This window comes from Vibrio profundi, from assembly GCF_043642225.1.
Lineage (GTDB): Bacteria > Pseudomonadota > Gammaproteobacteria > Enterobacterales > Vibrionaceae > Vibrio > Vibrio profundi_A.
In genome coordinates this window covers 1-23813 of sequence record NZ_JBHZSF010000020.1, presented here as the reverse complement: position 1 = coordinate 23813, position 23813 = coordinate 1, and the positions used below count along the sequence as shown (strand labels likewise).

General features: G+C 44.3%; 16 protein-coding genes and 1 pseudogene. 11 read left to right on the top strand and 6 right to left on the bottom strand.

The features are described 5' to 3' along the window. Positions 1–621: 621 nt before the first annotated feature. From ACHUFI_RS20735 to ACHUFI_RS20720, 4 genes are all read right to left on the bottom strand, one after another. Entirely contained in the window at positions 622–3495 is a 2874-nt protein-coding gene (locus ACHUFI_RS20735) for an HD domain-containing phosphohydrolase (protein ID WP_394252636.1), read from the bottom strand. 797 nt (positions 3496–4292) lie between these two features. Further along, positions 4293–4922 carry a LysE family translocator gene (locus ACHUFI_RS20730; RefSeq protein WP_394252634.1) on the bottom strand — a complete coding sequence of 210 codons (630 nt, stop codon included), beginning with the start codon at positions 4920–4922 and terminating at the stop codon, positions 4293–4295. Continuing rightward, the gene (locus tag ACHUFI_RS20725) at positions 4922–6244 is read right to left on the bottom strand and encodes a serine hydroxymethyltransferase (RefSeq protein WP_394252632.1); all 1323 of its coding nucleotides are present in this window, start codon (positions 6242–6244) and stop codon (positions 4922–4924) included. Before ACHUFI_RS20725 ends, ACHUFI_RS20730 begins: the two co-directional genes overlap by 1 nt. A 16-nt stretch (positions 6245–6260) precedes the next feature. After that, positions 6261–7268, bottom strand: a complete 1008-nt coding sequence (locus ACHUFI_RS20720) for a phytanoyl-CoA dioxygenase family protein (protein WP_394252631.1) — start codon at positions 7266–7268, stop codon at positions 6261–6263. Between the two features lie 576 nt (positions 7269–7844). Between ACHUFI_RS20720 and ACHUFI_RS20715 the strand changes: the two genes are divergently transcribed. From ACHUFI_RS20715 to ACHUFI_RS20670, 10 genes are all read left to right on the top strand, one after another. After that, complete coding sequence (locus tag ACHUFI_RS20715; RefSeq protein WP_394252629.1) at positions 7845–8348, top strand: DAHP synthetase I family protein; 504 nt, start codon at positions 7845–7847, stop codon at positions 8346–8348. Next, entirely contained in the window at positions 8338–8733 is a 396-nt protein-coding gene (locus ACHUFI_RS20710) for a hypothetical protein (protein WP_394252627.1), read from the top strand. Before ACHUFI_RS20715 ends, ACHUFI_RS20710 begins: the two co-directional genes overlap by 11 nt. A 123-nt stretch (positions 8734–8856) precedes the next feature. Continuing rightward, complete coding sequence (locus ACHUFI_RS20705; RefSeq protein ID WP_394252625.1) at positions 8857–9081, top strand: hypothetical protein; 225 nt, start codon at positions 8857–8859, stop codon at positions 9079–9081. Between the two features lie 5 nt (positions 9082–9086). Continuing rightward, complete coding sequence (locus ACHUFI_RS20700) at positions 9087–10070, top strand: helix-turn-helix transcriptional regulator (RefSeq protein ID WP_394252623.1); 984 nt, start codon at positions 9087–9089, stop codon at positions 10068–10070. Between the two features lie 121 nt (positions 10071–10191). Further along, the gene (locus tag ACHUFI_RS20695) at positions 10192–11163 is read left to right on the top strand and encodes a helix-turn-helix transcriptional regulator (RefSeq protein ID WP_394252621.1); all 972 of its coding nucleotides are present in this window, start codon (positions 10192–10194) and stop codon (positions 11161–11163) included. Between the two features lie 149 nt (positions 11164–11312). Next, on the top strand, positions 11313–13280 hold the full coding sequence (frpA, locus tag ACHUFI_RS20690) for a TonB-dependent siderophore piscibactin receptor FrpA (protein WP_394252619.1): 1968 nt from the start codon (positions 11313–11315) through the stop codon (positions 13278–13280). 4 nt (positions 13281–13284) lie between these two features. Next, positions 13285–14523: an MFS transporter gene (locus ACHUFI_RS20685; protein ID WP_394252618.1), complete on the top strand. Its 1239-nt coding sequence runs from the start codon at positions 13285–13287 to the stop codon at positions 14521–14523. Positions 14524–14637: 114 nt separating this feature from the next. After that, positions 14638–15732, top strand: coding sequence for a thioesterase domain-containing protein (locus tag ACHUFI_RS20680; RefSeq protein ID WP_394252616.1), 1095 nt, complete (start codon positions 14638–14640; stop codon positions 15730–15732). Then, on the top strand, positions 15725–17125 hold the full coding sequence (locus ACHUFI_RS20675; RefSeq protein WP_394252614.1) for a salicylate synthase: 1401 nt from the start codon (positions 15725–15727) through the stop codon (positions 17123–17125). Before ACHUFI_RS20680 ends, ACHUFI_RS20675 begins: the two co-directional genes overlap by 8 nt. Further along, entirely contained in the window at positions 17122–18720 is a 1599-nt protein-coding gene (locus ACHUFI_RS20670) for a (2,3-dihydroxybenzoyl)adenylate synthase (RefSeq protein WP_394252612.1), read from the top strand. Before ACHUFI_RS20675 ends, ACHUFI_RS20670 begins: the two co-directional genes overlap by 4 nt. Positions 18721–18815: 95 nt before the next feature. On the opposite strand, the gene ACHUFI_RS20665 is transcribed toward ACHUFI_RS20670, so the two are convergent. Both ACHUFI_RS20665 and ACHUFI_RS20660 read right to left on the bottom strand, forming a co-directional pair. After that, positions 18816–20504 carry an ABC transporter ATP-binding protein gene (locus ACHUFI_RS20665; RefSeq protein WP_394252610.1) on the bottom strand — a complete coding sequence of 563 codons (1689 nt, stop codon included), beginning with the start codon at positions 20502–20504 and terminating at the stop codon, positions 18816–18818. Then, complete coding sequence (locus ACHUFI_RS20660) at positions 20497–22149, bottom strand: ATP-binding cassette domain-containing protein (RefSeq protein WP_394252608.1); 1653 nt, start codon at positions 22147–22149, stop codon at positions 20497–20499. Before ACHUFI_RS20660 ends, ACHUFI_RS20665 begins: the two co-directional genes overlap by 8 nt. Positions 22150–22356: 207 nt before the next feature. Here ACHUFI_RS20660 and ACHUFI_RS20655 point away from each other — a divergent pair. Further along, positions 22357–23506 (top strand): annotated as a pseudogene (locus tag ACHUFI_RS20655) (IS3 family transposase). The last annotated feature ends 307 nt before the right edge of the window (positions 23507–23813 follow it).

The window sequence follows — 23813 nt, the reverse complement described above, 5'->3', positions numbered from 1 at the left end:
CAAACGTTAGCACAGTCCGTCTTAAGCAATTTGTTAGTTTGCCACCGCGGTGAAGCCCAAGATTTAGTACCAAAGGCTTGAATTAGTTATGAAACTACTGGCTTCAAACTCATAAGTAAAATGAATCGTTCAGAATTGAAACCTAAGCGACAAAACGAGCTGGCTAAGAAGACTTTCGCTGATATTTACGACTAAAAGCACCGAACCTGAAAATTCATGGACTTATCAAACATCAAAGAAGCAGCGCCAAAGAACTTGTGAAAAAACCTTACTAACCCAGAACGGCTGAATATCTTGATCGAAATGAATACGACTCATATTTAACCCCAATTGGTACAAAATATTGTAAAAAATAACAGTTGAACTGACTATTTTGAGCAAGAAGTTGATTCTGTGTTATAGCCGCATTAGGGGGTGAGCAAGGTCTACCTCCCAACCTAAGCAATTGTAAGATAACCACTTAAACCGGAATGGGTCTAAACCGCCATACTCTGTAGATCCGCCCTAAATACTTAGATGGATGATCAGAATTTTAGAGTGCTTCCCCTCTAACACTTTCAATTCAAGGCTGAGGTTTTACACCTGTTAATATTAAAAAGCGTTAGAACCTCAAACGACCAGCTAGTTTTTTTTAATATAATCGCGCAGTATTTGAACATAAGTGTTTCGTTCAAAATCCGTTATTTGCTTAGGTAACAAAAATTGCTCAGCGTAGTAAAGGTCGATTTTTTTCTCTAAGAAAAGTAAATACAAATGCGGGTCTAGATGACCAGAGGTAGCCATTTTGAGCAAAATTTGGTGGGATTGCTCTAATGTTTTTGCTGTCTTATAGGGGCGGTCTGAAGAGGTTAAAGCTTCGAATACATCCGCTAATGCCATGATTTTTGCTGGTAATGACATTTGTTCGCCGGTCAACCCTCTAGGATAACCTTTACCATCTAATCGTTCATGATGTCCTCCTGCGATTTCAGGCACTTGTTTTAAGTATGAAGGGAACGGTAAAGTACTCAGCATTTGAATGGTCTGAATAATATGGTCGTTGATAATGAACCGCTCTTCGGTATTTAATGTTCCAGCCCGTATCATTAAATTATATAGTTCGCCCCGATTATATTGATAGTCACCCGGCTTTAAATTGTAATTTTCTTGCCAACTTAAAGGTGGGTAATGGTTATTCACCCAAGGAATTAAGTGCTCAGGTCTATCACTCAATAGTGCTTCCATGGTGGGTAAAGAGGGTTCTTCATCTTGATATCGTGCAGATTCAAGCCAAGATATTCCTATACGATTACTTAAGGTTCGCTTCCAACGTCGCTGTGCGATACGTTCAATTTTTTCAATGTTGCTTTCATTCATCCATTCTTGTCCAACATTGCACTGGGCGATAAATGCAAACTCTTCATCTAATTGAGCATGACTTTTCTCTAGCTGGCGTTGTAACTGAGGTTGATCGCCACCACTTGCAACTTTTCGCCAAAATTCGGTTTCGGCTTCACTTTTCAACAATTCAAATCGCATACGAATTTCATGTATTCGATCATAAATAGTTTCCAATTTTGTTGCTTTATCGACCACATATTCTGGAGTGGTGACTTTCCCGCAATCATGTAACCAGGCCGCTAACATTAACGCTTCCCAGTCGTTATCTGTCATTTCAAAATCATTAAAATGTCCATTGTCTTTTTCGGCGGCATCGGTGATCAACTTAGCCAGCATCGGCACTCTTTGACAATGCCCTCCGGTATAAGGAGATTTAGTATCAATCGCAGATGCAAGCAGTTTAATAAACGCGTCCATGAGAGCTTTTTGCTGAGCTATCTGAGCTAAATTATCTTTGGCGATAGAAGCAAATTTCAGTAACTGTAATATAAATGCATGACGGTGACGCTGCTGCGAGTGAGCTTGCTCTGAGTACCCAACGATCAATAACGCTGTAAGCTGCTTATCTCTGTTTAAACTCGGAAAGACATACCAATAGTTGGGGGCATTAGCTGAAGTCAGCACCACAATTTCATTTTGTCCCAATTGTTCTACAAGTGTCCTATCAGCTTCTAATTTTTCTTTGATATCAAAATCAATTTCAGAGCCTTCATATTTTTGCTCAAGGGAGAGTTGAATGTCATGGTCGTCTTTTTTGTCTTGAAATGTGAATAATGCAATATGTGGACTATTAGTGATTTTGAAAGTCTGTGCGATCAAACTTTTAGCTAGTTGAGAGAGTTCAGTATGTTCCGCAGTTTCGTTCAACAATAATAATAAGTCATAAATGGTATGTTCCATGATTTGAATAGACTGAGATAATTCGTCTAATTCATTAACTGAGCTCGTCGGATAATTTGTTTTTTTAAAGTTGAATTGGCTTATATCTTGAGTAAGAAAGGATAAGTTGACGAGTGGGCGAGCTAGATATTTCGAAATATGCCAAACCAATAAAAAACATGCAATAAGTAAGAAAAGTGAGGTAATAACTTGCTGATCACGTATTGCTAAAACTTCGCTTAATAGTGCTTGCTGAGGAGTAGCTTCTGCCAAAAATAGGGTCAAAGTATCCGTTAGTATGACCGGGGTCAGGGTTCTGACCCAACTTTCTCCTTTCCAAGTGATATGCTCTACCTGAGCAGAATCGACATGTTCAATAAACCCACTGAAAATTGAAATGTGATCATCACTGGCGTTAACGGCTTCACTCCCTATTAACTGTTCATCACCACTATAAGCCAATACGTTAAGATTTTTATCAAGTAGCATTAACTGGGTATCTGGTGTGTGGGCAATTCTACGGATTTGTTTAGATAAAGTGGCAAGCGTAAAATCAGCCGCCACCACATGATTCCCTTGGTCACTGCGGCGTGACAAAGTTACACCATACGCTTTCAAACTGAAAAACAGATACGGCTCTGTCAATTGAATATTTCCGGAGCCCCCTTCCCCCTTAGGAATGAACCAAGGTCGACTCCGAGGGACAAAAGCACCTTTTTGACTAATTTCTCGATAAACATGATTGAACTCATCATCAAAAAAGAGACGCTCTCGTTCTCCAGTTTTACTAGTCTGACTGAGCATTAAAGAGGCGCCAGAGGGGGCAAGCAACCGTTCTCGCTCTTCTTTGGTTACGATAGGACGTATAAGAGTAAACGAACCACTATCTGACGTATAATAAATTGAAGTAATAGAAGGGTTTCTTTTAAAGACATAGTACAGAGCTTTGAGCCATTGTGCTTCTTGCTCGGGTAGAGCTTCATGTTCAATAAGTGTACTTGATGCCACCATGTTAAGGGTGTTGAGCACTGGCGCGATCCCTAGCTTAAACATCATTTCAAGCTTTTGTCGGCTTTCATTACTCAGCTCAACAGCCGTGTTTTTCAGTATACGTTGAGCATGATACTCACTGACTCCAATGAGGACACCACCTACAAATACTGTGAGTATACTGAACCAGAGTGCCATATGGACATTCAATGGAGCTTTCAAAATTTTCATTGCACTGACTGCCATCAATTCTATTACTACAGTATTGACACTAATAACCAGTATTACTAGTTTTTGCCTTCACCCCCGTATATCACGCGAGCGTTGGCATACTTTACCCATCAAAAATCGAATAAGGTCCCTAATATTGTGACGATTTAAAAAACTGCTCGCACCAATAATCGTGTCTCTGTAATTCAAAGTAGTAATTGAACTTAAAAAGAAACAATCAAGCTAATTATTTCTCGCTACTAGAAAATCTTATTGAGTTAAAAAGTTTTGAAAGGTTATGATTCTTGCAGAAAGTATATGCCTGTTTTAAAGCACTCCTCCATTCAAAAATAGGCCCGCTTCACTGAATTCTACCTATGTTGTGTCTATAAATTCACCAAATCAGGTATGTACTAGTGTGCGTTTACGGTGTATTCGCACATTGTTATATGAACCCATTCCAGGGATGCTGATTGCGTTGAGATTGCAATGTTTCAAAGATCAGTCCCCCATACTTTAAAGAGACGCGCATCGTAACATTGTGAAAGTCGGCTGCTCTTACTACTGAAAACGCCACCGATGGGCGCAGGACAGCTTAAACAACCTAACCAAATTCAGGCGCCAGTTAGATAGGCGTAGACCAATGCCCAACTCAAGGAGTGTGTATGATTATCGTCTATAGGTATTAAAAAGACGAGTCAAGTAACCTAAATAGCAAGCGCGGTGAATCTGTTTAGATTAATGGTATGACAATGGTGAAAGATTCAATTGCGTATTCAGTTCCAAAAAATTTCAACTTAGACCGAGCAGTGACTCAACATACCCTCTCATCTTTACGAAGAGTTTATCAAGGCCATAACACCCAACAGTATAAAAATACTTCCAGACCACCTTGAGAAAAAATCGACCCAGTTACTTCTTTCTTTCAACCTATTTTGTAGGTGGCTCGCCATCAAAACACTTAAAAGATCCGCGCTACTAAACATTAAATTAGTTAGAACGCCCAAAATGAGCAATTGCAACCAAATAGCAATACTTGCTACTTCGTTTACAAATTGTGGAAGAAAAGCGAGATAAAAAATTGCAGCTTTCGGATTCAGAACGTCGACAATGACACTTTCAATGAAAGTTCTTTTAGGAGATATATTAGTTTCACAAGAAGTCACCCGGAACGTTTTAGTTAGATAGATACGTTGAAAACCCAACCAAACGAGGTAAAAAGCGCCCAACTTTTGAATGACGGAATAGAGAGTAGGATTAGCTAAAAGCACCGAGGACAAACCTACTACAGCTAAAAGCACATGAAAATACCCACCTATATGAAGACCGAAAACGGCCATGATCCCTACTTTCTTCCCGCCCGACACAGCTTGAGCAATACTATAAAGCATCGCTGGTCCTGGCATGAACGCATATAACAAGGTAACAATGAAGTAGGTAAACAATTCAGTATTAGAAGTCATTATTCATCCTCCAAGCTATACTTAAAGTCAGAAAATGTTGAAGCTAGCTGACTCACTACATTGCTCGCTTCCTTTAAATTGTAATGACCTTGTAGAACACCTGCTATCACCTCAGCTAAAACGACAATTTGACTTTTTGTTATCCCTAATCGAGTAATCTCTGTTGCACCAAAGCGTATCCCCGATAGCAGTTCTTTATCTTTAGGGAGTGCAACTGCATTAGCAAAAATCCCTACCTCAGCTAAACGATAACAAGCTAAGCGCGCGCCTTCTACTTGACTCCACTTGACAATAATTTGATGAGTTTGAGTAAAGCCCTCATCAGAACAGAGCAAATCTATTCCCTGCGCCTGTAAGTGATGAGCAAGTAACTTAGCATTAAGGATCCCCTGCGCCATGTATTCTGGACCATACTCTTTTAATTCTAAGCATGAGACAGTCAGGGCCGCAATTCGATTAAGCTGATGTGAACCAGTGAGTACTGGGAATATAGTGGTACTAATCGGAGAGGAGAATTTTTCCGAGTTCCAGCAAATTACCCCTCCCTGCGGACCACTGAATGTTTTTCCTGTCGATGCTGTATAAATATCAGCTCCAAAAGATAAGGGATTTGGATAAACTCCACCTGCAATCAGCCCGGCTTGATGCGAACCATCAAAAAGTAACATCCCTCCCCAACGAGAAATAATGTCTTTTATCTCTTTTACGGGAAAAGGAAAAAGGTTAAGACCGGCGCCTAAACTAACTAATTTCGGTTGTCTCAGCTTCGCCATATACTCAAACGCATTCAAATCAATTTCGAGAGTACTCGGCGCAACGGGTAGGTCGGAAATAGAGTAGTTCAAGATCCCAGGGGGACCTAAGCTATGGTTGCTAGAGTTACCACCATAAAATGTATTGAGGGTAAACATGTCTGATACTTTGAAATAGTTTTTGAGAGCTGCGTAGACAACCGTATTAGCATGAAGTCCTCCTAGAAGCCTAGGGTCTGCATGATGACATTCAAATAAATCTTTAAGTAATACAATGCAAAGCGCCTCTATTTCATCGGCTTGATCAAGCCCTGTAAAAAAACGGTTGTTTCGTCCAATAGAGCCGCCTGAGGCTCTAGATCCCAAGTCGCAACTTAGTAGCCGCCGAGCTTGTAAACTCATAGGAGCTTCTGCTGCTACAAGATTTATCCCTGTCTTCACTCTCACAGTGTCATGTCGTTCTATTAGAGCGTGTAATTTTTGATAGAGTTCTTTAGAAGTCGAACATCCAAGTAAGGCAGAAGCATCATTCAGAATATTCAAATCATGCATTTGTTTATTAATAATCAATTTCTAGCCTCCCCTCTCACGTGTAATTGTTGCGTGCTTTAGACAGATCTCTACCTGAGATCAGTAAACTCGAATGTTCTGCGATATCGATATTTGAACCATCAATAAAATCACCCAGATGTCGAAAAGGATAAATTTCCGTATCCGTGGTCGTCACTCTAAAATTAATAGCAAACCGGTCATTAGTGGATGTATTGGGAAGGGATCCATGCATCGTTCTTTCTGTGAAAATAACATATTCTCCCTTTTTCATAGGGAGCGTCACTATGTCTTCTTGGCTCTCGTCTACACCCAATGTTTTTTTTGCAGGTAGTTTTTCGAATTCAGAACGAACATAGGCTTTAACATCATCGAATGACTTACCACTAATTTGATAACTTTCAAAAAGCCCACTGGTATCAACGTCCAATACTAGTGTGTCGTTATTCGCCCGTTCGACAAGATCTTCGATTGTTTTACAGTCAATAAATGGATCATGCCAAAACTCAGATTCAGTCATCGGAACCATCGTTTTAGGGTATTGTTTTTTATGTGAACCACGAATGAAGCGCAACGGCGCGCAATCTAGTTCAACGTCAGTAAGAGCGACCCACACCGTTAAATTCCACCAACAATCTCGTCTTTCTTGTGCTGGTCTTAAACTAGGCTTGTTGTTACCAATTTCTTCACCATCGAAATCTCCCCACTCTTGATGCCACCCAGTTCCGTTCTCTCCAGGTTTCTTGTGAAAAATTTTTGACCGCCAAAGCGCTAAATCGACTCCAATTAAAGACTCTAGCGATGCGATCAAAGCTGAATTCGTACTCAACTCTTTAATGTCCTCCGACACTAAATGCCAATCTCTAACGGAATAACGACCATACAAAGGGTGAGGCTTTGGGCTTTGAATTATCCCCCTCACTTGAGTCAAAACATCTTGAATTAATTCAACATCTGCGAACCTCGGTAAGGGTCCCAAATACCCATCTTGGTGAAAACGCTTAAGTTGATCTCTCGTCAACCCTTTATTGTTGTCTTTGTCCATTGATATCAGCCTGTTTCGAGATATTAAAAGGCATAAGCTAGAGTCTTTTTCGAGCAACTTAAAATTATTAATTCTTAATTTATAATTAGGGGTAGGTTTAGATAAAAGCGTTAATAAGAAATTGAGGTATTGTTCCCTGAAGACGCGAGTCTAATTAGTGGATATGTGCTTAAAAAGGTACTCACGATCCGTTGCTTACCCATGCACTTGCTCACAGAGATCCAAGCTCTAAAGCATGGTATGAGATAGGTTCCAATCGCCAATGAAACGTTCGGGCGCTGCTGTAAGCCCCTACAACCATGACTCATTTCAACGCTCTCATCAGTCCATTGTCTTCATATCAAGCTACTGTGATCGGATCGCGCCCGTACCGTAGTCGTTAGATTAAAAGAAAAAGCATAAAGATACGCAGGTAAAAAAGAGTAGAGATATTGATTTTTGCAGTGCTTCCTATGACTTTTATGTTTCGGATCGACCTTTCGGCTTACCGAGTCCCTGCCAACTTATATCGACTAAAAAACAGCATACATAAAATCAATTATTATAATTTATTCATAAAAAACAATAACTTTATGTATGTTATTGTTCATATCAAATAACAGTAGTGATTCCCATGACCAGCAAGATCGTACTAGAAAAGGTGGTCTCTCTCGATACAAGATCCAGCAGGAACACGATGTACTTGAAGGCGCGCAACGACTTTGTTCTATTCATGACCCTATTGCAGACTACGCTGGAAAGCTCGCCACAATCCAACATGAGTTTGCCGATACACTCAAAATTGTCATGCGGACCTATTTTGAAAAACCTCGCATTGCTCGCACGCGTTTTGGTTGGAAAGGTTTTGGCATCGACCCTGATCTCGATGGACAACACAATATCGCCAAAGGAATTACACTCAGTCGTCAACTGCTCAATTCGATTCTCGATCTCCATGTGCCTACCGCAACTGAATTTTTAGATCCCAACTTTACACCTTACCTTGCTGATATGATCTGTTGGGGCGCAATTGGTGCCAGAACAACAGAGTCCCAACCACATCGCCAATTGGTGTCGGGGCGCTACCGCGGTGAGCTTTAAAAACAGTACCAATGGCAATATTGATCATGCCATTGACGCTATTCATGCCTCGCGTAGGCCGCAATCACTAATTCAATGCAATTGCGAGGGTTGTCACGTTGTCATCCATTCTCCAGGGAACCAATACGGTCATTTGATACTACGTGGAGGAGACTCGCCCAACTACACGAAACCACACATTCAAGCCGGTGATGACAAGATCGTAGGGATCATGTGTGTGAGCTTTCTTCAAGGCGGGCAGCAATCTAGCGATCAAAAACCACTTAACTACGGTCAATCGATCACCGATGAGTGTTTAGGCTGGCAAGACAGTGTTGATTTACTGCGTATTTTACACCGTGCATGTCTAGAGAAAAACAAGCGTCACCAACCCACAATTGCCTAATGCTATTTAGCTTAAAGCGACTTAAAAAATAACGATTAATGGGAAAAGACTACTCAAATTGGGTGTAAACAAAGGGTAAATGACTTCCGATCCGAGTAGACAAAAACCGAGCGTCTCAACAGAATGAGACTCTCATTTAGAGCACTGATAATACGAGCCCAAGAAGAAGAAGAAGAAAAAGAAAAAGAAAAAGAAAAAGAAAAAGAAAAAGAAAAAGAAAAAGAAAAAGAAAAAGAAAATAATAATACGAGACGACGCATGGAAATGAACATTTTAACGTGTGGCCTTCTTCTCAATACTTCAACGAAACATGTGTGCATTCGCCAACTAAGCCGTATTGAAAGGTAACAACTATGAACTGCGTTGATTTAAAGTTTCAATCTATTTGCTCTGGTGCGACAACGCCGTGCACACCCCACAAAGCTTTACGTTCACCAATAAAACCAACCTGTCACTCTTACGGCGGATGCTTGGGGTGCCAAATTCATACACTGTCTGGATATGGAGGCTGCACCGCCTATGACGCGCAACCAGAGAAACCCACTTGCTGCCTGCGTATATTAACCGTTGTGCATGGCGAACGCTTGCTTTGGCACAATGGCCAAGATCAACCGCTAGAGCTTGAGCGGGACAAAAGCGTGTTAATATTATCTACCAATAAATTTAATGACGTCTTTACAAGCAGCGAAGATAGCTATGTTGAGATCGCTGACATTCGATTTGAATGCCATTATTTAGGTAAAATTTATCAGCAGATCCAACAGGGGCTCAAACATCACACTCTTGAGCTTTTAGCTGAAAATCGTCCGTGGGTATTTGACACCAGCTTTGACATTCAGCGCTTTCTTAGCCAACTAGATGTCAGTGATAGCTCTCACTCAACTGATGCGACAACTCACTTGTATACCGTGTCTCAAGCTTACCAATGTTTGTCAAAATTGCTCAACCAGTTAGAAATGGTTCAGCCCAATGGAAAGGCAGATGAATGCGCATGTTTATCTAGTCGCACCCTGAACAAAATCCGTAAAGCGCATACTCTAATAGAGGCTAAGCCAGAAAAAAACTGGAGTATTGCTGAGCTATGTAGAGAAGTGGGTACCAATGAAACCAGCTTTAAACGCGGTTTCAAGCTACTATTCGACACCACATTCTCCAAACGTCTACAGCAGACTCGAATGGATAAAGCGGCAAAAGAGTTAGAGTTCACCGATCAACCCATTATAGATATCGTTTACCAAGTCGGTTACTCCAGCCCATCGCACTTTACCAAACTGTTTAAACAACACTTTGGTCAAAACCCTCTGCAATACCGTAAGTTCCGTCAGCGAGCTGAGTAACTAAATCAACGCGCCCAACGCGCTGTGGGCGGTTTGATGTAATTGCATTAACGCAAAAATGGACATAGCAAGCCATGAATGATAATACTTCTCATTATTGATATGTTTTATTATATGATTTATGGCTTACTATCGTCTTCCATTCCATTTAGATCTCATAGAGGAGTCCCTCCAGACTAATGGCAACATTGAGTTTAAGCACCCGAGATGTGAATTTTCTCTCAGATGCAACCAACTCAATGATCACATCATATTGAGTGAATTTCATGGCAATTTCTGCTCTCCAACTCAGTTAGATACGCCAGATAAAACGGAATATGATTCGGTCACCATTATGCTCAATATGGACAATGCGGTTTACTATCACATCGATAGCTTAGCGACATCTCGCATACTTCCTAGTCACACATTAGCCTTATGCTATTCAGATGCACGAACGGGAATGTGTCGCTATCAGCCACAAGAGACCCGACTGTTTGCACTTCAAATGCCGAGAGCCGTCTTGATGGAATATCTTGATGTGATGCAAATTGGCTCTGATGTTCAAGCTAAGCTTCAGCGTAGAGAGCCGCTGTTGATCATGAAGCCAGCGACAGAGGTATTTACCCGCTTTGCTACTCGCCTATCTTCACCCTCCGTATCACATGGCCCCTTACATCACCATTTATCGTATGCCTTTATAACGGATGCCACTCGCTACTTAATTGCGGATCAAGGAACACCACGTACGCGGTTCAGCAGTTGCAATAATCTCGAAAAGGCAATCGAAATCTTAGACAAAGAATACATCCTGCCGCCGACTATTACACAGTTAGCTCACCGAATTGGTATCAATGAAACTTCGCTCAAGCAGTGGTTTCGCAAACAGCTTAACACTACCGTTCATCAATACATTGTTCAGCAACGTATGGCTAGAGCGGCAGAACTGCTCAGTGGTAGTACTTTGTCCATCTCGCATATAGCGCAAGAAGTGGGTTATGCCAATCACGGCCATTTTGCCGCTGCATTTAAAAAAGAATTTGGTTGCGCGCCCTCCGCATATCTCTCATCACCGGAGTCCTCTCTTTACCGCATTACCTCCTCTGGCAAGTGACAACTCCACGGATAAATACGTTGTAGCAAGTCCCCTACTTAACAAAGAAAACGTCCATTCGCGCATTTTTTTCCCCTGATTGAGTTAGCACTATAGCGCGGAGATTTGCACCATAGACTCTAGAATCGACAATAGAAGGATCCCGTAAGATGTACAGGAACAGTTTCTCGCTCTGTCCACTTTCACTCGCTATCTTAACTGCAGCCTTGAGCCCTGCTGTCAATGCAGATGAACATAATCCAGAAGTTATGATTATCGAAGCAACCAAGCAGAACATTTCGTTACAACGGGTTGATAGCTCAGTGCTCATCAAAACAGGAGAAGAGCTTGAGAAAGCAGGAATCCATGAAGTTAAGGACTTAGAAAAAGCCTTCCCTGGCCTAATGATTCAAACCCGAGGTAACCGTACTTATGCCAACACCACCATACGGGGCGTGAGTTCACCTGATTACTATTCTCCTACCATTAGCATCTATGTCGATGGCGTATTGCAAGATAGTGCATTTCTAACCCAGCAGTTACTCAACGTAGAACAGGTAGAGCTGCTTAGAGGGCCGCAAGGCACGCTATATGGTGGCAATGCTCAGGGCGGCATCATTAATATCATCACCAAGAAGGCAACCGATCAAAACCTCGCGTCTGGTGGTGTCACTTACAGCAATCGAAGCAAACAACTTGATGCTTCAGCGGCAGTCGCGATAAGCGATTCAACTTATGCCGATATAGCAATTCGATCATTAAAAGACGAAGGTAATATTCGCCATATTCCTAGCAACACCGATGACGCTAACGACAGCAAAGACTTTAGCGGTACAGCTCGATTCCACTATCTACCTCAGCAGTCCCCTCTCGCTGTGACATTTTCTGTCTCTTCTGCGCATCTAGATAGCCATGAAGAGTGGTATTTGACCCAACAAGAATATGACAAGCGAGCCACCAGCCAAAACATTCCTAAGCTTAAGCGAGTCGTCAATAGCTATGCGCTGCATATAGACTACGACCTAGGCGCAACCCAATTAACCAGTATTACCGCTTACCAAAACCGTAATGTGGATCGTGAATATATCGGCGGTAAATGGGTTGAAGATCAGAACACCTTCAGTCAGGAAGTGCGCGCTAACACCCAGTTCAGTGATGATCTTTCCGCTTTGGTTGGCGGGTACTATGAGCATCGAAATTTTGATGTCAGTGCGGGAGCACAAAACGATATTAAGACCCAAACTTATGCCTTGTTTGGTCAAATGACTTATGCCATGACAGATACTATCGATTTAACAGGTGGGGTGCGCGCATCACGTTTTTCCTCTGAATCAGATTTTGGTGGAAACTCAGCATGGATGATTGACAGCTATCAATCAGATAAGTCCGAAAACGTTATCTCTCCAAAAGCGGCAATAGGTTGGCAAATTAACCAAGACTCAAGAGTATTTGCCTCATTAGCCAGTGGCTACCGACCTGGCGGTTTTAGCCCTGTACCACGAAGTTCTGGCGATAAAGATGGCTATTCAGCAGAAAAGTCCCTCAATGGTGAATTGGGATGGCGAACTAACTTAGCCGAAAACACTGTTCGGTTCAGTGGGGCTCTGTACTGGATCGACACTAAAGATATTCAGCTCTACACTGGAAATCCAGGTAGTCAAGTTCTTAGAAACATGGGCGATGCCCAAAGCCAAGGCGTTGAGCTTGATCTCGCTTACTACCCTACCGATGATTTGACTCTGACACTGGGCGCAACATTTGGCCAGTCTAAGTTCGAATCGGGCAATGATGGTATTGAAGGTAAAACACTACCCTATGCACCTAATACAACGGCAGTGGCAGGTATCGAATACTACCTACCACAATCATGGCTAGATGGAGAATTGTCTATCGCCACCAATGCACGCTACACATCTAAAATATTCTTTGACGAAAGCAATACTCTAGCGCAAGACGGTTACACACTTATCGACTTAGCAGTTCAATATGCGATGAATGACAACATCTCTTTTCGAGTGTTTAGTAACAACTTAACCGACAAAGAGTACACCACTTATGCCTACAGCTTTAGCAACACGCGTTTCAACAACTACGGTTCAGAACGCGAGGTGGGTGTAAATATGAAGCTAGAGTGGTAATCTCATGAACACTTCTCAATTAACGCTAGGTGTTAAGCCTCTACTCGCCATTCTTGCTGGCGTTTACACGATACAAAGCCTTGTTGGGATGTTTACACTGCAGGGTTTACCTGCAGTGTTGCGCTCTGAAGGTATTTCGACTTCCCAAATCGGCTTGTTCTATTTAGCAATGCTGCCATGGGCGTTCAAGTTCCTTTGGGCGCCATACATTGAAGCGAGACGAAAACGCAACGGGTTTATCAGCCATGGTCGACTCATTGGGCTTGCTCAATTGGCAATCTTGTTGATCCTCGCGGGGTTGGCTCTTAGTTCAGCAATAACACAACCTACTCTTTTATTCGCTGGTGTATTTTCATTGGCTTTGCTTTCGACAGTTGCCGATATCAGTACCGATGGCTTAGCGGTCGATCAATTACCCAAACGCAACCGTCACTTAGGCAATACCATGCAAGTCGGCGGTGCCTATATTGGCGCTCTATTTGGCGGCGGTCTTTTCATCTATTTGATGGGGGCATATCAGTGGCAAACCGCACTGTTTGTCTTGATGGCACTGATTGTTTTAATGTCATTGCCAACTGGTATATTGTTGAAGAGAAACCTATCTTCAGCCGAAATCCCTTCTGAGCAGCGCCCTTCTTTGCGTCGAGCGTGGAATAGCCCCAGCGTGCGTTTTGGATTACTGATGGTAGTGCTATGCCAAATAGGAACGCGAGGCGTTCAGTCAATGTTAATGCCTTACCTTATTGATCAGGGGCTACAATTGACAGACCTTGGTTTGCTCGCGGCTGGAGGTGGTGCGCTCACTGGGCTGTTCGGTGTACTTGTTAGCGCAGTGTTGATGAAGCGCTTATCTCCACGCACTATGTTACTCGCTTGCTTAGGTCTAGAGGCGGTGATTTTTTCTGGTTTCTACCTTGATACTTTAGCTCTCTTCAGCGGAACAATAGGGTTGCAAATCCTATTTGTACTGAGCTCCGCTGTCGCCGCCGCAAAGTTTGTCGCCCTCTATACATTGATGATGGGCTGGGCCTATGGCAAACAAGCAGGCGTCGATTTTACCCTATTCCAGTCAACAGATATGGCCGTTGCCATCGTTATGGCTCTTATCAGCGGCAGTGTCATTGCCACATTGGGTTATTCCGTTCACTACGCCATTGCGATTATTGCTTCGGTAACGGCTTTCGGGCTAGGCCTACTTCGCATTTCAATACCAAGGTCATCACCCCAACCCGACACCATTTAACTCTGTATCGCCCATCGTTTCAGGTGGGCACATTTACCCTCTCAAGTCGGTCACATCTATCGGTGTGGCATAGGGAGGCTTTACCCAAAATTCATTAAAGTAATGATTGCCATTATGTCCAAAAACACTGATTTAATTGCCCAGTTTGAACAGGCGCTCTGCGACACTTACGCCCTCTCCCACTCCACACTCAATGACGAAGACAACATGTTCGCTCTGGGTGTAGATTCCATGTTTCTAATGCGTATGGTGAGTCAGTTTAGACGATTAGGATGCAAGGTCAGCCTCAAACAGCTTTACCAGCAAACCACTCTGGGTGATATGCGAGCTCTGCTCGGTTCATATTCCACAACGAACAACGCTCTTGAGCCAAAAGCACCCATCTCATTCAAACCCTTATGCCAGCGGGGAAACCGCGTTGATGAACTGTGGGTTCTCTGCCCCTTCGCAGGCGGAAGTCACAGCGCTTTCAGCAGTTGGAACTCTTTACCACAGCAGGAGTTACCGATGAACAGCCTCATCCTTCTGGCAACCTATCCAGGGCGTGACCAACGTATGAAAGAGCACGCCTTAGCAAGCATCTCGGAGATCGCTTGCGATCTATTTGACACTCTGATGAAGTGGATCGCTTCCACGCCACAAAACCGCTCTCTACGCCTACGAATTTGCGGACATAGCATGGGAGCGCAAGTCGCCTTTGAAGTGTGTAATCATTTTGAAGAACACTACGGAAAATCGACGCCAGTGTCGCAACTGGTTTTGTCTGGCTGTCATGCCCCTCACCTAAAAAGCAGACGGACACTGAGTCACCTTAACGACGACGATTTTGTCGAACAGTTAGTTGAAATTGGTAGCGGTAGTCCTGTGCTTAAAGAGCACCCTGAGTTACTCGAGCTCTTTTTACCTATGCTCAGAGCAGATTTCGCCGCGACAGAAGCCTATCTGACGCTTCAAGGAAGTGGGGCAAAATTATCCCATATTCCCTGCACACTGCTATTTGGAGAGCAAGACCCCGAGGCGTGGTCTAGCGAAGTAGTAGCGTGGCAAGAGTGGCATACACGCCCAGAAATGACATCAATTTCAAGCCTTCCCGGCGATCATTTTTACATTACAGATCAACCATCGCTATTTATTCAGAGCGTGATAAACCACACTCTTGATGCCTCTCGCGCATCTCGTAACCCATTTGGAGAACATCATTATGGCTAAGCCTGCCTTCACTCAATACCACACTCACACCATTACCCATCAGTGTGACCCTCAAATCTTAGCTACTACGCTAAGCGGAGCTGAGTTTTGCCATGACTATGTGGTGTATGAGCATAACGGGGAGTGGGCTATCGGCATCAACAAATTGCAACAGCTGACAGTCGATACGCAAGGTAGGATCACAAACTTTGCTGGCAAGGTTGACCAACCTAACCCCAAGGGTCTCTGTGATGCTATTCATCAAGCTACCCAAGCACTGCCATGGGATGGCTGGCGCGTATTTGGCCGTGTTGATTTTGAATTCAGTCATTTTGCTCACCAGCTTTCACATAAAATGGCACATCGCAACCTACTCGAGTTGTTCATCGCTCAGCACGACATTCGTGTGACAAATGATCAAACCGTAATACGCACAGTCGACCCATCATTCTTGCCTCAAATAGAGCGAGTAATAACAGAAGTCGCTACACCTTTATCTCTCTCGCAACCGATAGCGCCATTGACGCAAGCTGACATCATCAACCATGAGCAAATTCAACACGACTACCAAGCCATAGTTGCCGCGGCAGTAAAAGAAATCGTCGCCGACGACTACAAAAAGGTTATCTTGTCACGCTGTGCTGCCCTTCCCGCAGCTATCGATATTCGTCTCAGCTTCATCTCTGGGCGCCGCCAAAATACACCAGCCCGCTCTTTCTTACTTAAGTTGGGAGAGCTTGAAGCATTTGGCTTTTCACCTGAAACCGTCCTTGAAGTCGATAAACTCGGTCACTTAAGTACTCAACCTTTGGCGGGGACTCGGTTCTTACCCGCCGACCCCATAGAAGCCGAGCGTTTAAAAAAGGAACTAACTACAGATCCGAAAGAAATTGCCGAACACGCAACATCGGTCAAATTGGCGATTGAGGAACTTGAACAAGTGTGTGATCAAAAAACCGTCAATGTTGCACAGTTTATGGAAGTCTCCGAGCGCGGTAGCGTACAACACTTGGCTTCACGAGTAACAGGGCAACTCGCGCAAGATAAATCGGCTTGGAGTGCCTTTAAGGTTCTATTTCCAGCCATCACTGCCTCAGGAATACCAAAGCGTGAAGCCATTGAGGCGATTACTCGCTATGAACCAACAAGTCGTGGACTCTACAGCGGCAGTGTCTTAATTGCAGATCAGGATGGTTTTTTTGATGCTGCGTTGGTGTTACGCGCAGCCTATAACCGTCATTCAATATCAATGCTGCAAGCGGGCGCTGGCATCATCAGTCTATCGACACCAGATAGAGAGTGGCAAGAAACCTGTGAAAAGATGGCTTGCGTCCTTGACCATCTGATTTTTGAAACCTCACTAGAAGACAAACAGTCGACCAATACTCAAGACAACCTAGAGGTGGAAGTATGACATCTTTCGGTGAAACAGCGCAGGGTAGCCCTGATCTAAAACAGCAGTACGCACAAGCAGGAATTTGGGAGAACTTGCCCTTGTGGCACTTATTGTGGCGCCAACTCCCTGAGTTCGATAATCGTCTTGCAGTTAGGGATGACAAAGAGACACTAACTTATAGCGCGTTAGTGACTCAAGCCGATCAAGTGGCGGCTGGGCTGCTATCACAAGGCTGGACATCTGGGGATCACATCGTGATGCAACTATCTAACTCTTGCCAGTTTGCCGTTACCCTGTTTGGCTTATTGCGCGTGGGCATCATTCCGGTCATGGCGCTACCGGCACATGGCTTAGTTGAGATAGAGCACTTTATGCATATATCAAGCGCGAAAGGTTATATTGGCGAGGGCCTAAGTGGCCAGCAGATGATAGATGCTCTGCAAAAACAACCCGCTCTCAAACTCTACTTGGTTGATCAAATCACTCAGCCTTACACCTTGCCTTGTGTGGCTATACAGACTTTTAACCCTGCCATCGTCAACCCAGAAACACCTGCACTGTTTTTAGTGTCAGGAGGAACAACCGGGCTGCCTAAACTGATTCCCAGAACACACAACGATTATCTCTACAATATTCGTTGCTGCTGCGATGCTAGCGAAGTGACAGAGAAAGAGATCTACCTTGTGGTGTTGCCAGCCGCACATAACTTCCCCCTCGGCTGCCCGGGTTTCTTGGGGACTCTGTCGTTAGGGGGAGAAGTCATCTTTACCCAGTTGGCGAGCCCTGATCACTGCTTTGAACTAATCGAGCAGTATGGCGTAACCGCCACCGCTCTGGTACCCGCACTCGCGCAACTGTGGACAGAGGCCACCCAGTGGGAAGAGGCTAATTTAACCAGTCTTAAACGCATCCAAGTCGGCGGTTCTAAACTTGCTTACAATAACGCAATTGAAATGCAAACTGCCTTTTCTGGTGCATTACAGCAGGTCTTTGGTATGGCTGAAGGTTTGATCGCGTGCACCCGCTTAACCGATCCACCAGAGGTTATCGCCTCTATGCAAGGTAAGCCGGTTAGCTCGTGGGATGAAATACGCATTGTCGATAACGACGGCAATGATGTCGCGCCAGGAGAAGAAGGCGAGTTGTTAACTCGAGGCCCTTACACTCTAAGCGGTTACTATCGTGCCTCAGAACACAATGCTCGTTCGTTTACTGAAGAGGGTTTTTATTGTAGTGGCGACAAAGTTCGTATAAATGCCGAGGGATACCTTACTGTCACCGGCCGCATTAAAGATATAATAAATCGAGCTGGTGAATGCATTGCCGCCGACGAAATTGAAGAGCAATTATTGGCCCATCCCTATATAACTCAAGTGGCTGTGGTTGCCGTTCCGGATCCCCATGTTGGTGAACGTATCGGCGTTGCCGTGGTGGGACGCGGCGCTGCCATAACTCTTCAAGATCTGCGTCAATTTCTCATTGGACAGAACCTAGCCACATTTAAACTACCTGATGAGTTGATTCTGGTCTCAAGATTACCGAAAACCGCGGTAGGAAAAATAGATAAAAAAGCCATACTGGGCCCTTCAAGTACCCCATGGCATAAAGGGTAAACCCACAGATAAAAGCCTTGCTACTTATTAGCAAGGCTTTTATTACTTGGTTGTGTTGTCCTGAAATGTGTTTACACATTGAGGACGAATTGTCTTTAGCCCGTTCGACCCGCTTGCCACAACTCTTGGTAGCGCCCTTTTTTGGCGAGTAACGTACTATGGGCACCATGATCGGTAATTTTACCTTGCTCTAAATAGTATATCGTATCAACGTCTTGGACTGTTTCTAAGCGGTGAGCAACCATAATCACTGTCTTACCTTTAGATAACTGGGTTATCGCCCCTAACACCTCATTTTGAGTGGTTTCATCTAACGCTGAGGTTATTTCATCTAAAAGCAGAATTGGCGCATCATGCAGCAAAGCTCGAGCTATGGATACTCTCTGCCGCTCGCCTCCTGACAACTGATTGCCGTTCTCGCCAATCGGACTGTCTAAGCCTTGTGGTAGACCCGCAACCAATGACGTTAGCCCACTCGCATCAATCGCTCGTTGTAACTCTTCACTGCTTGCTTTGGGTTTAGCGAGCAATAAGTTATCGCGCAAACTGCCGCCTAACAACTGAACGTCTTGCGTCACATAGGAGATCAATTTATACCAGTGATGCGTTCCCACTTCGTCAAGGCTAAGCCCACCAATTTTCACTGTTCCTAGAGTCGGAATATGAAAAGCAGCAATCACATCCAGCAGACTCGACTTACCGGCTCCACTTTGACCAACAAAAGCGACGCGATCTCCTTGCGCTATTGAAACAATGACGCCATTGAGTATTTTCTGTCCATCTATGGCAAGGTGCATGTTATCAATCACGATATCATGACCAACAGGGGCACTACCTTTAACGGTCTGTTGGGGCATCTGAGCGAGCGCTAATAGGCGATCAGCCGCGTTAAGCATATAGCGAAGTAAAGCAGCATAGACCGTCATCCGCGTTAAAGGGCGGATACAAATGACACTGGCTACAATCACCACTATACACTCAGGCCAAGTCAGCTGATTGGAGTGCAAATACACACTCGCCAACCCTAGGTTTGCTACTAGCGCAAGTTCGGTAATAAATGTGGCCCCCAAGACCCCCGTTCCACCAGCCCACTCTAACCCAAGACCGGCTGCTCGTTGCGCCTCGATCTTTTGACACAAAGGTTCGGCGAGACGCTCACTTTGACCAAAACCACGCAACATAGGTAAGCAATCAACATATTCAAGCAACCGACTTGAGACTTCACTATTCATGCGATGATGGTCTCTTGCCCGCTTGCTGAACGTTTTCTCAGCGAGAATTAAGACCACGACGGCGACAACGAGTATCCCCAAGGTAACCAAGCCTAGTAAAGGATGTATAACGCTAATCACAACCAACATGGCTAACGGAACCACCCATGCTGAGATAAAATCGGCTAACAAGTGGCTGAATATATCTTCAAACTGCTTAAGATCTGCAGTCAAAATTTTCATCTTATCGCCTAAGCGCTTCCCTCTCAACGCAGAGAGCGGCTGCTTGCGAATATCGTTCAGTAGCTGACTGCGAAGACCATGAGTGATGTCATATGCACCGAGAAAAGTTTGTTGGGCACTTTGACCAACCCACCACTGAATAACCACCACTCCAACGGCGATCGCGCCAACGACCAACCACGACAATGCTTCTGGCGCCAGTAACCAAGAAAATAGCAGGCCAAATACTAATAATGGCAAGGCTTCAACCACTAGCTTGCCGCCAAGTCCAAGCCAGAATTTTCGTGCGCTGATACCACTATGGCGGATCAAGAGCTGAATACTAGTCATGGTGATTCTCCCTTACTTCTCCAGATTCCACTCGCAAGCGGCGATCAACATGCTGAACGCGCGTAGCTCGGTGACTAATGATTAATTGAATCTGCTTAGGATGATAATGGCGTAAACCTTCCAGAACAGTTTGCTCACAGATTTGGTCAAGATGTGCGGTTGCTTCATCTAATATCAAAACTGGAGTCTTAGCTAACACAGCTCTGACGATCGCGAGTCGCTGCATCTCACCACCACTGAACAAACGCTGAGCTTCTCCAATTGGCGATTCTAAGCCGCAAGGCAAATCTTTGACCAATTGTTTAAGTCCAACGAGCGATAGCAACAACCAGATCTCATCATCTTTTAATGCACGCTTAACCAGCGAAAGGTTATCGCGTAATGTGCCAGAGAAGAACACCATGTGCTGATCGACTGTTGCAACATAGCGACAACGAGCTTCATCACCCCAATCGCTCATCGATACACCATTGATCTGCCACTCTCCATTGTCAGGCAGCAGCGCACCATTCAAGGTCGCTAACCATGAACTTTTACCAGCGCCAGATTCCCCTTCGATTGTGACTCGTTCGCCGGGAAGAAATTCAACGCTGACGTCTGCCAACAGCGGCTTGTCCGCACGAGAAAGCGCCAGTCGATAACAAGACAAACTTGTTAACGGCTTATCATAAATTAGCGCGACTGACTGATGAGTCGAGAAGAAAGGTAACAAACGATCAATGGCAACAAAAGATTGTTGGATTTGTGAAAACACCTGAGTTAAGTCCAGCCAAGGTTTTAAAATGCCTGCACTGATACATACTACCATCACCAGCTCCACAAGCGACAATTGCCCCATTTCCACCAGGGCGATCGCTGCGGGAACCACGAGCATCAAGGATGCTTGAGCCAAGGTAACGAACGTGACCCAAGCCCCTACCATGATTCGCGTGTATCCAGTAACAATCTTATTGTGTGAACGGATGGTACGACTGAGGGCGCGGTAAGAGTCGGCATCGACTGAGAACAACTTCATCACGCCAATACTGCGCAAGAACTCCATCTGAGCTTGATGCATGTTCGCGACGATCTGCATGTACTTTTCTTGGCGATGCTGAAAGCCACTCATCAAGGTGATTTGGACAGCGAGAGCTACTGGGAGTGGCAACAGTGCGATAAGAGCTAAACGCCAATCTATGTAAGCCATTAATATTGTCAGTAGCACGGGCATTAACAGACCGTTGATCACGTCCGTACCATGATGAGCAATCAGCGGCTCTATACTTTGACAGTCATCGGACAGGCGCTTTTCAATATCACCGCGTTTTTGGCTTCTAAGCTGTTCGATGTTCATTTCGGCTAGAGCACGAACAATATGTTGACGCGTCTTTTGAATAATGTGGTACGCGGCTAGATGAGCTTGCCAAACAGCAAAAACGTACAAGCCATAACGAACTAACAGCGCAACAACAAAAACAATCAAATAAGAGGCTGGGGACTCTCCAGAAGCAATAGCATCAAGAGAGAGAAAAAGGCAAAACCAAGGTACGACTTCAACAAGACTAGCGGCAACCGCACTCGCCAAAGAAAAGGCGACTTGACGCTGCTCACTCTGTAGCATGGCCTTAAATGCCGTGCCACGATTCATCTCCTTTGACAGTAACATACATACTCCCGACAAATGGAGAGTATTTTCAGCCAGTTTTCCTTTCTCGACTAACGCAATAAGTCTTAAAAATAGCGATATTGGTCCTTATTGACTAATTTCGCCTTCTTATGTTTGTTAGCGCTACGCTATAAAATTGACCAACTGATCCGCACCAGAAGTTTTGGACACTGAGTTAAGTGAGTACAATCACTAACGAGGTGGACAATGACAATTAAGAAAACACGAATCAAACATACTCCTGAATTCAAAGCCGAAGCGCTTAAGTTAGCAGACAAAGTCGGTGTCGCTGCTGCTGCACGAAAGCTATCGTTATATGAATCTCAAATCTATGGATGGCGTAAAGCCGTCAAAAAAGACGCGAAAATCAGCGATAGAGAAAGAGAACTCGCCACTGAAAATGCCAAGCTCAAGCGATTTTTGGCAGAGCAAGCTGAAGAGCTAGATATCGTAAAAAAGGCCGCCACCTACTTCGCGAAAAATCTAAATTAGATTGCTATGAGTTTATGCTCGAACACCTTATGCAATATAGGATTGTCCGTATGGCTAAGGTTTTGGGGTTTCTCGAAGTGGGTTTTATTATTGGATTGATAACCGCCATAAAGTCACTCAACGCAACGAGCACCGCAACCAGCTTGATAGCAAAGTTCGAGAAGTCTTTGATGATAAAAAGGAACGCGACGGTGCAAGGCGTATTCAAAAAGAACTTGAGGCGAATGGTAATAAGCACGATGTAAAAACGATTGCCGCGAGCATGAAACGCCAGAGCTTAGTCGCGAAGGCCGCCCGTAAGTTCAAATGTACGACAGACAGTAAGCATAGGCTTCCTATTGCCCCGAACTTGCTTGAGCAAGACTTTAATGCGACAGCACCAAACCAAAAATGGGCTGGAGATATCACCTATCTAGCGACAAGCGAAGGCTGGATGTATTTAGCCGTTATTATCGACCTGTATTCACGGCAAGTCGTTGGTTGGTCAATGAGCACCAGAATGACCGCAACTCTAGTCTGTGATGCACTATCAATGGCATTGTTCCGCAGAGGCATGCCAGAAGACGTGGTTATCCATAGTGATAGAGGTAGCCAATATTGCTCAAAAGACTACCGAGATTTAATCGCAGCTCATAATCTAAAACAAAGCATGAGTAGGAAGGGGAATTGTTGGGATAACGCCTGTGTTGAAAGCTTTTTCCACTCAATGAAAGTAGAAGCCGTCCAATACGAGCCGATAATGACCCGAGAAGAGATGCGCCAAGCGCTTTTTGAGTACATTGAAGTTGATTACAATCGAACAAGAAGGCACAGTGCTCTTGGGTATGTAAGCCCAGTTAACTTTGAAAAGCAATATGTCGCTTAATGCGGTGTCCAGTCTGACTGGAGCAGATCAGTTTATGATGCGGTCTTTCTCTGTACAGGAACTAGTGTGGAGGCTGACCCTTACCGACTTAAAGGAACTCTAAGATACCTCTCTAATCCTTACCCAATTAATCGCTTGGGTTCATTGACAGGAAGAGTAGGAATCTTAGGGAGTCGGCTTACTGCTTATGATGTAGCTTTAGGACTTAATTATTCTAAGGTGACCCATGTGAAAATGCTTTCACGAGTCTCAGATAGACCTAGACCTGTAACCCGTTATCATGACATTGAACTTAAGTACCTCTCAC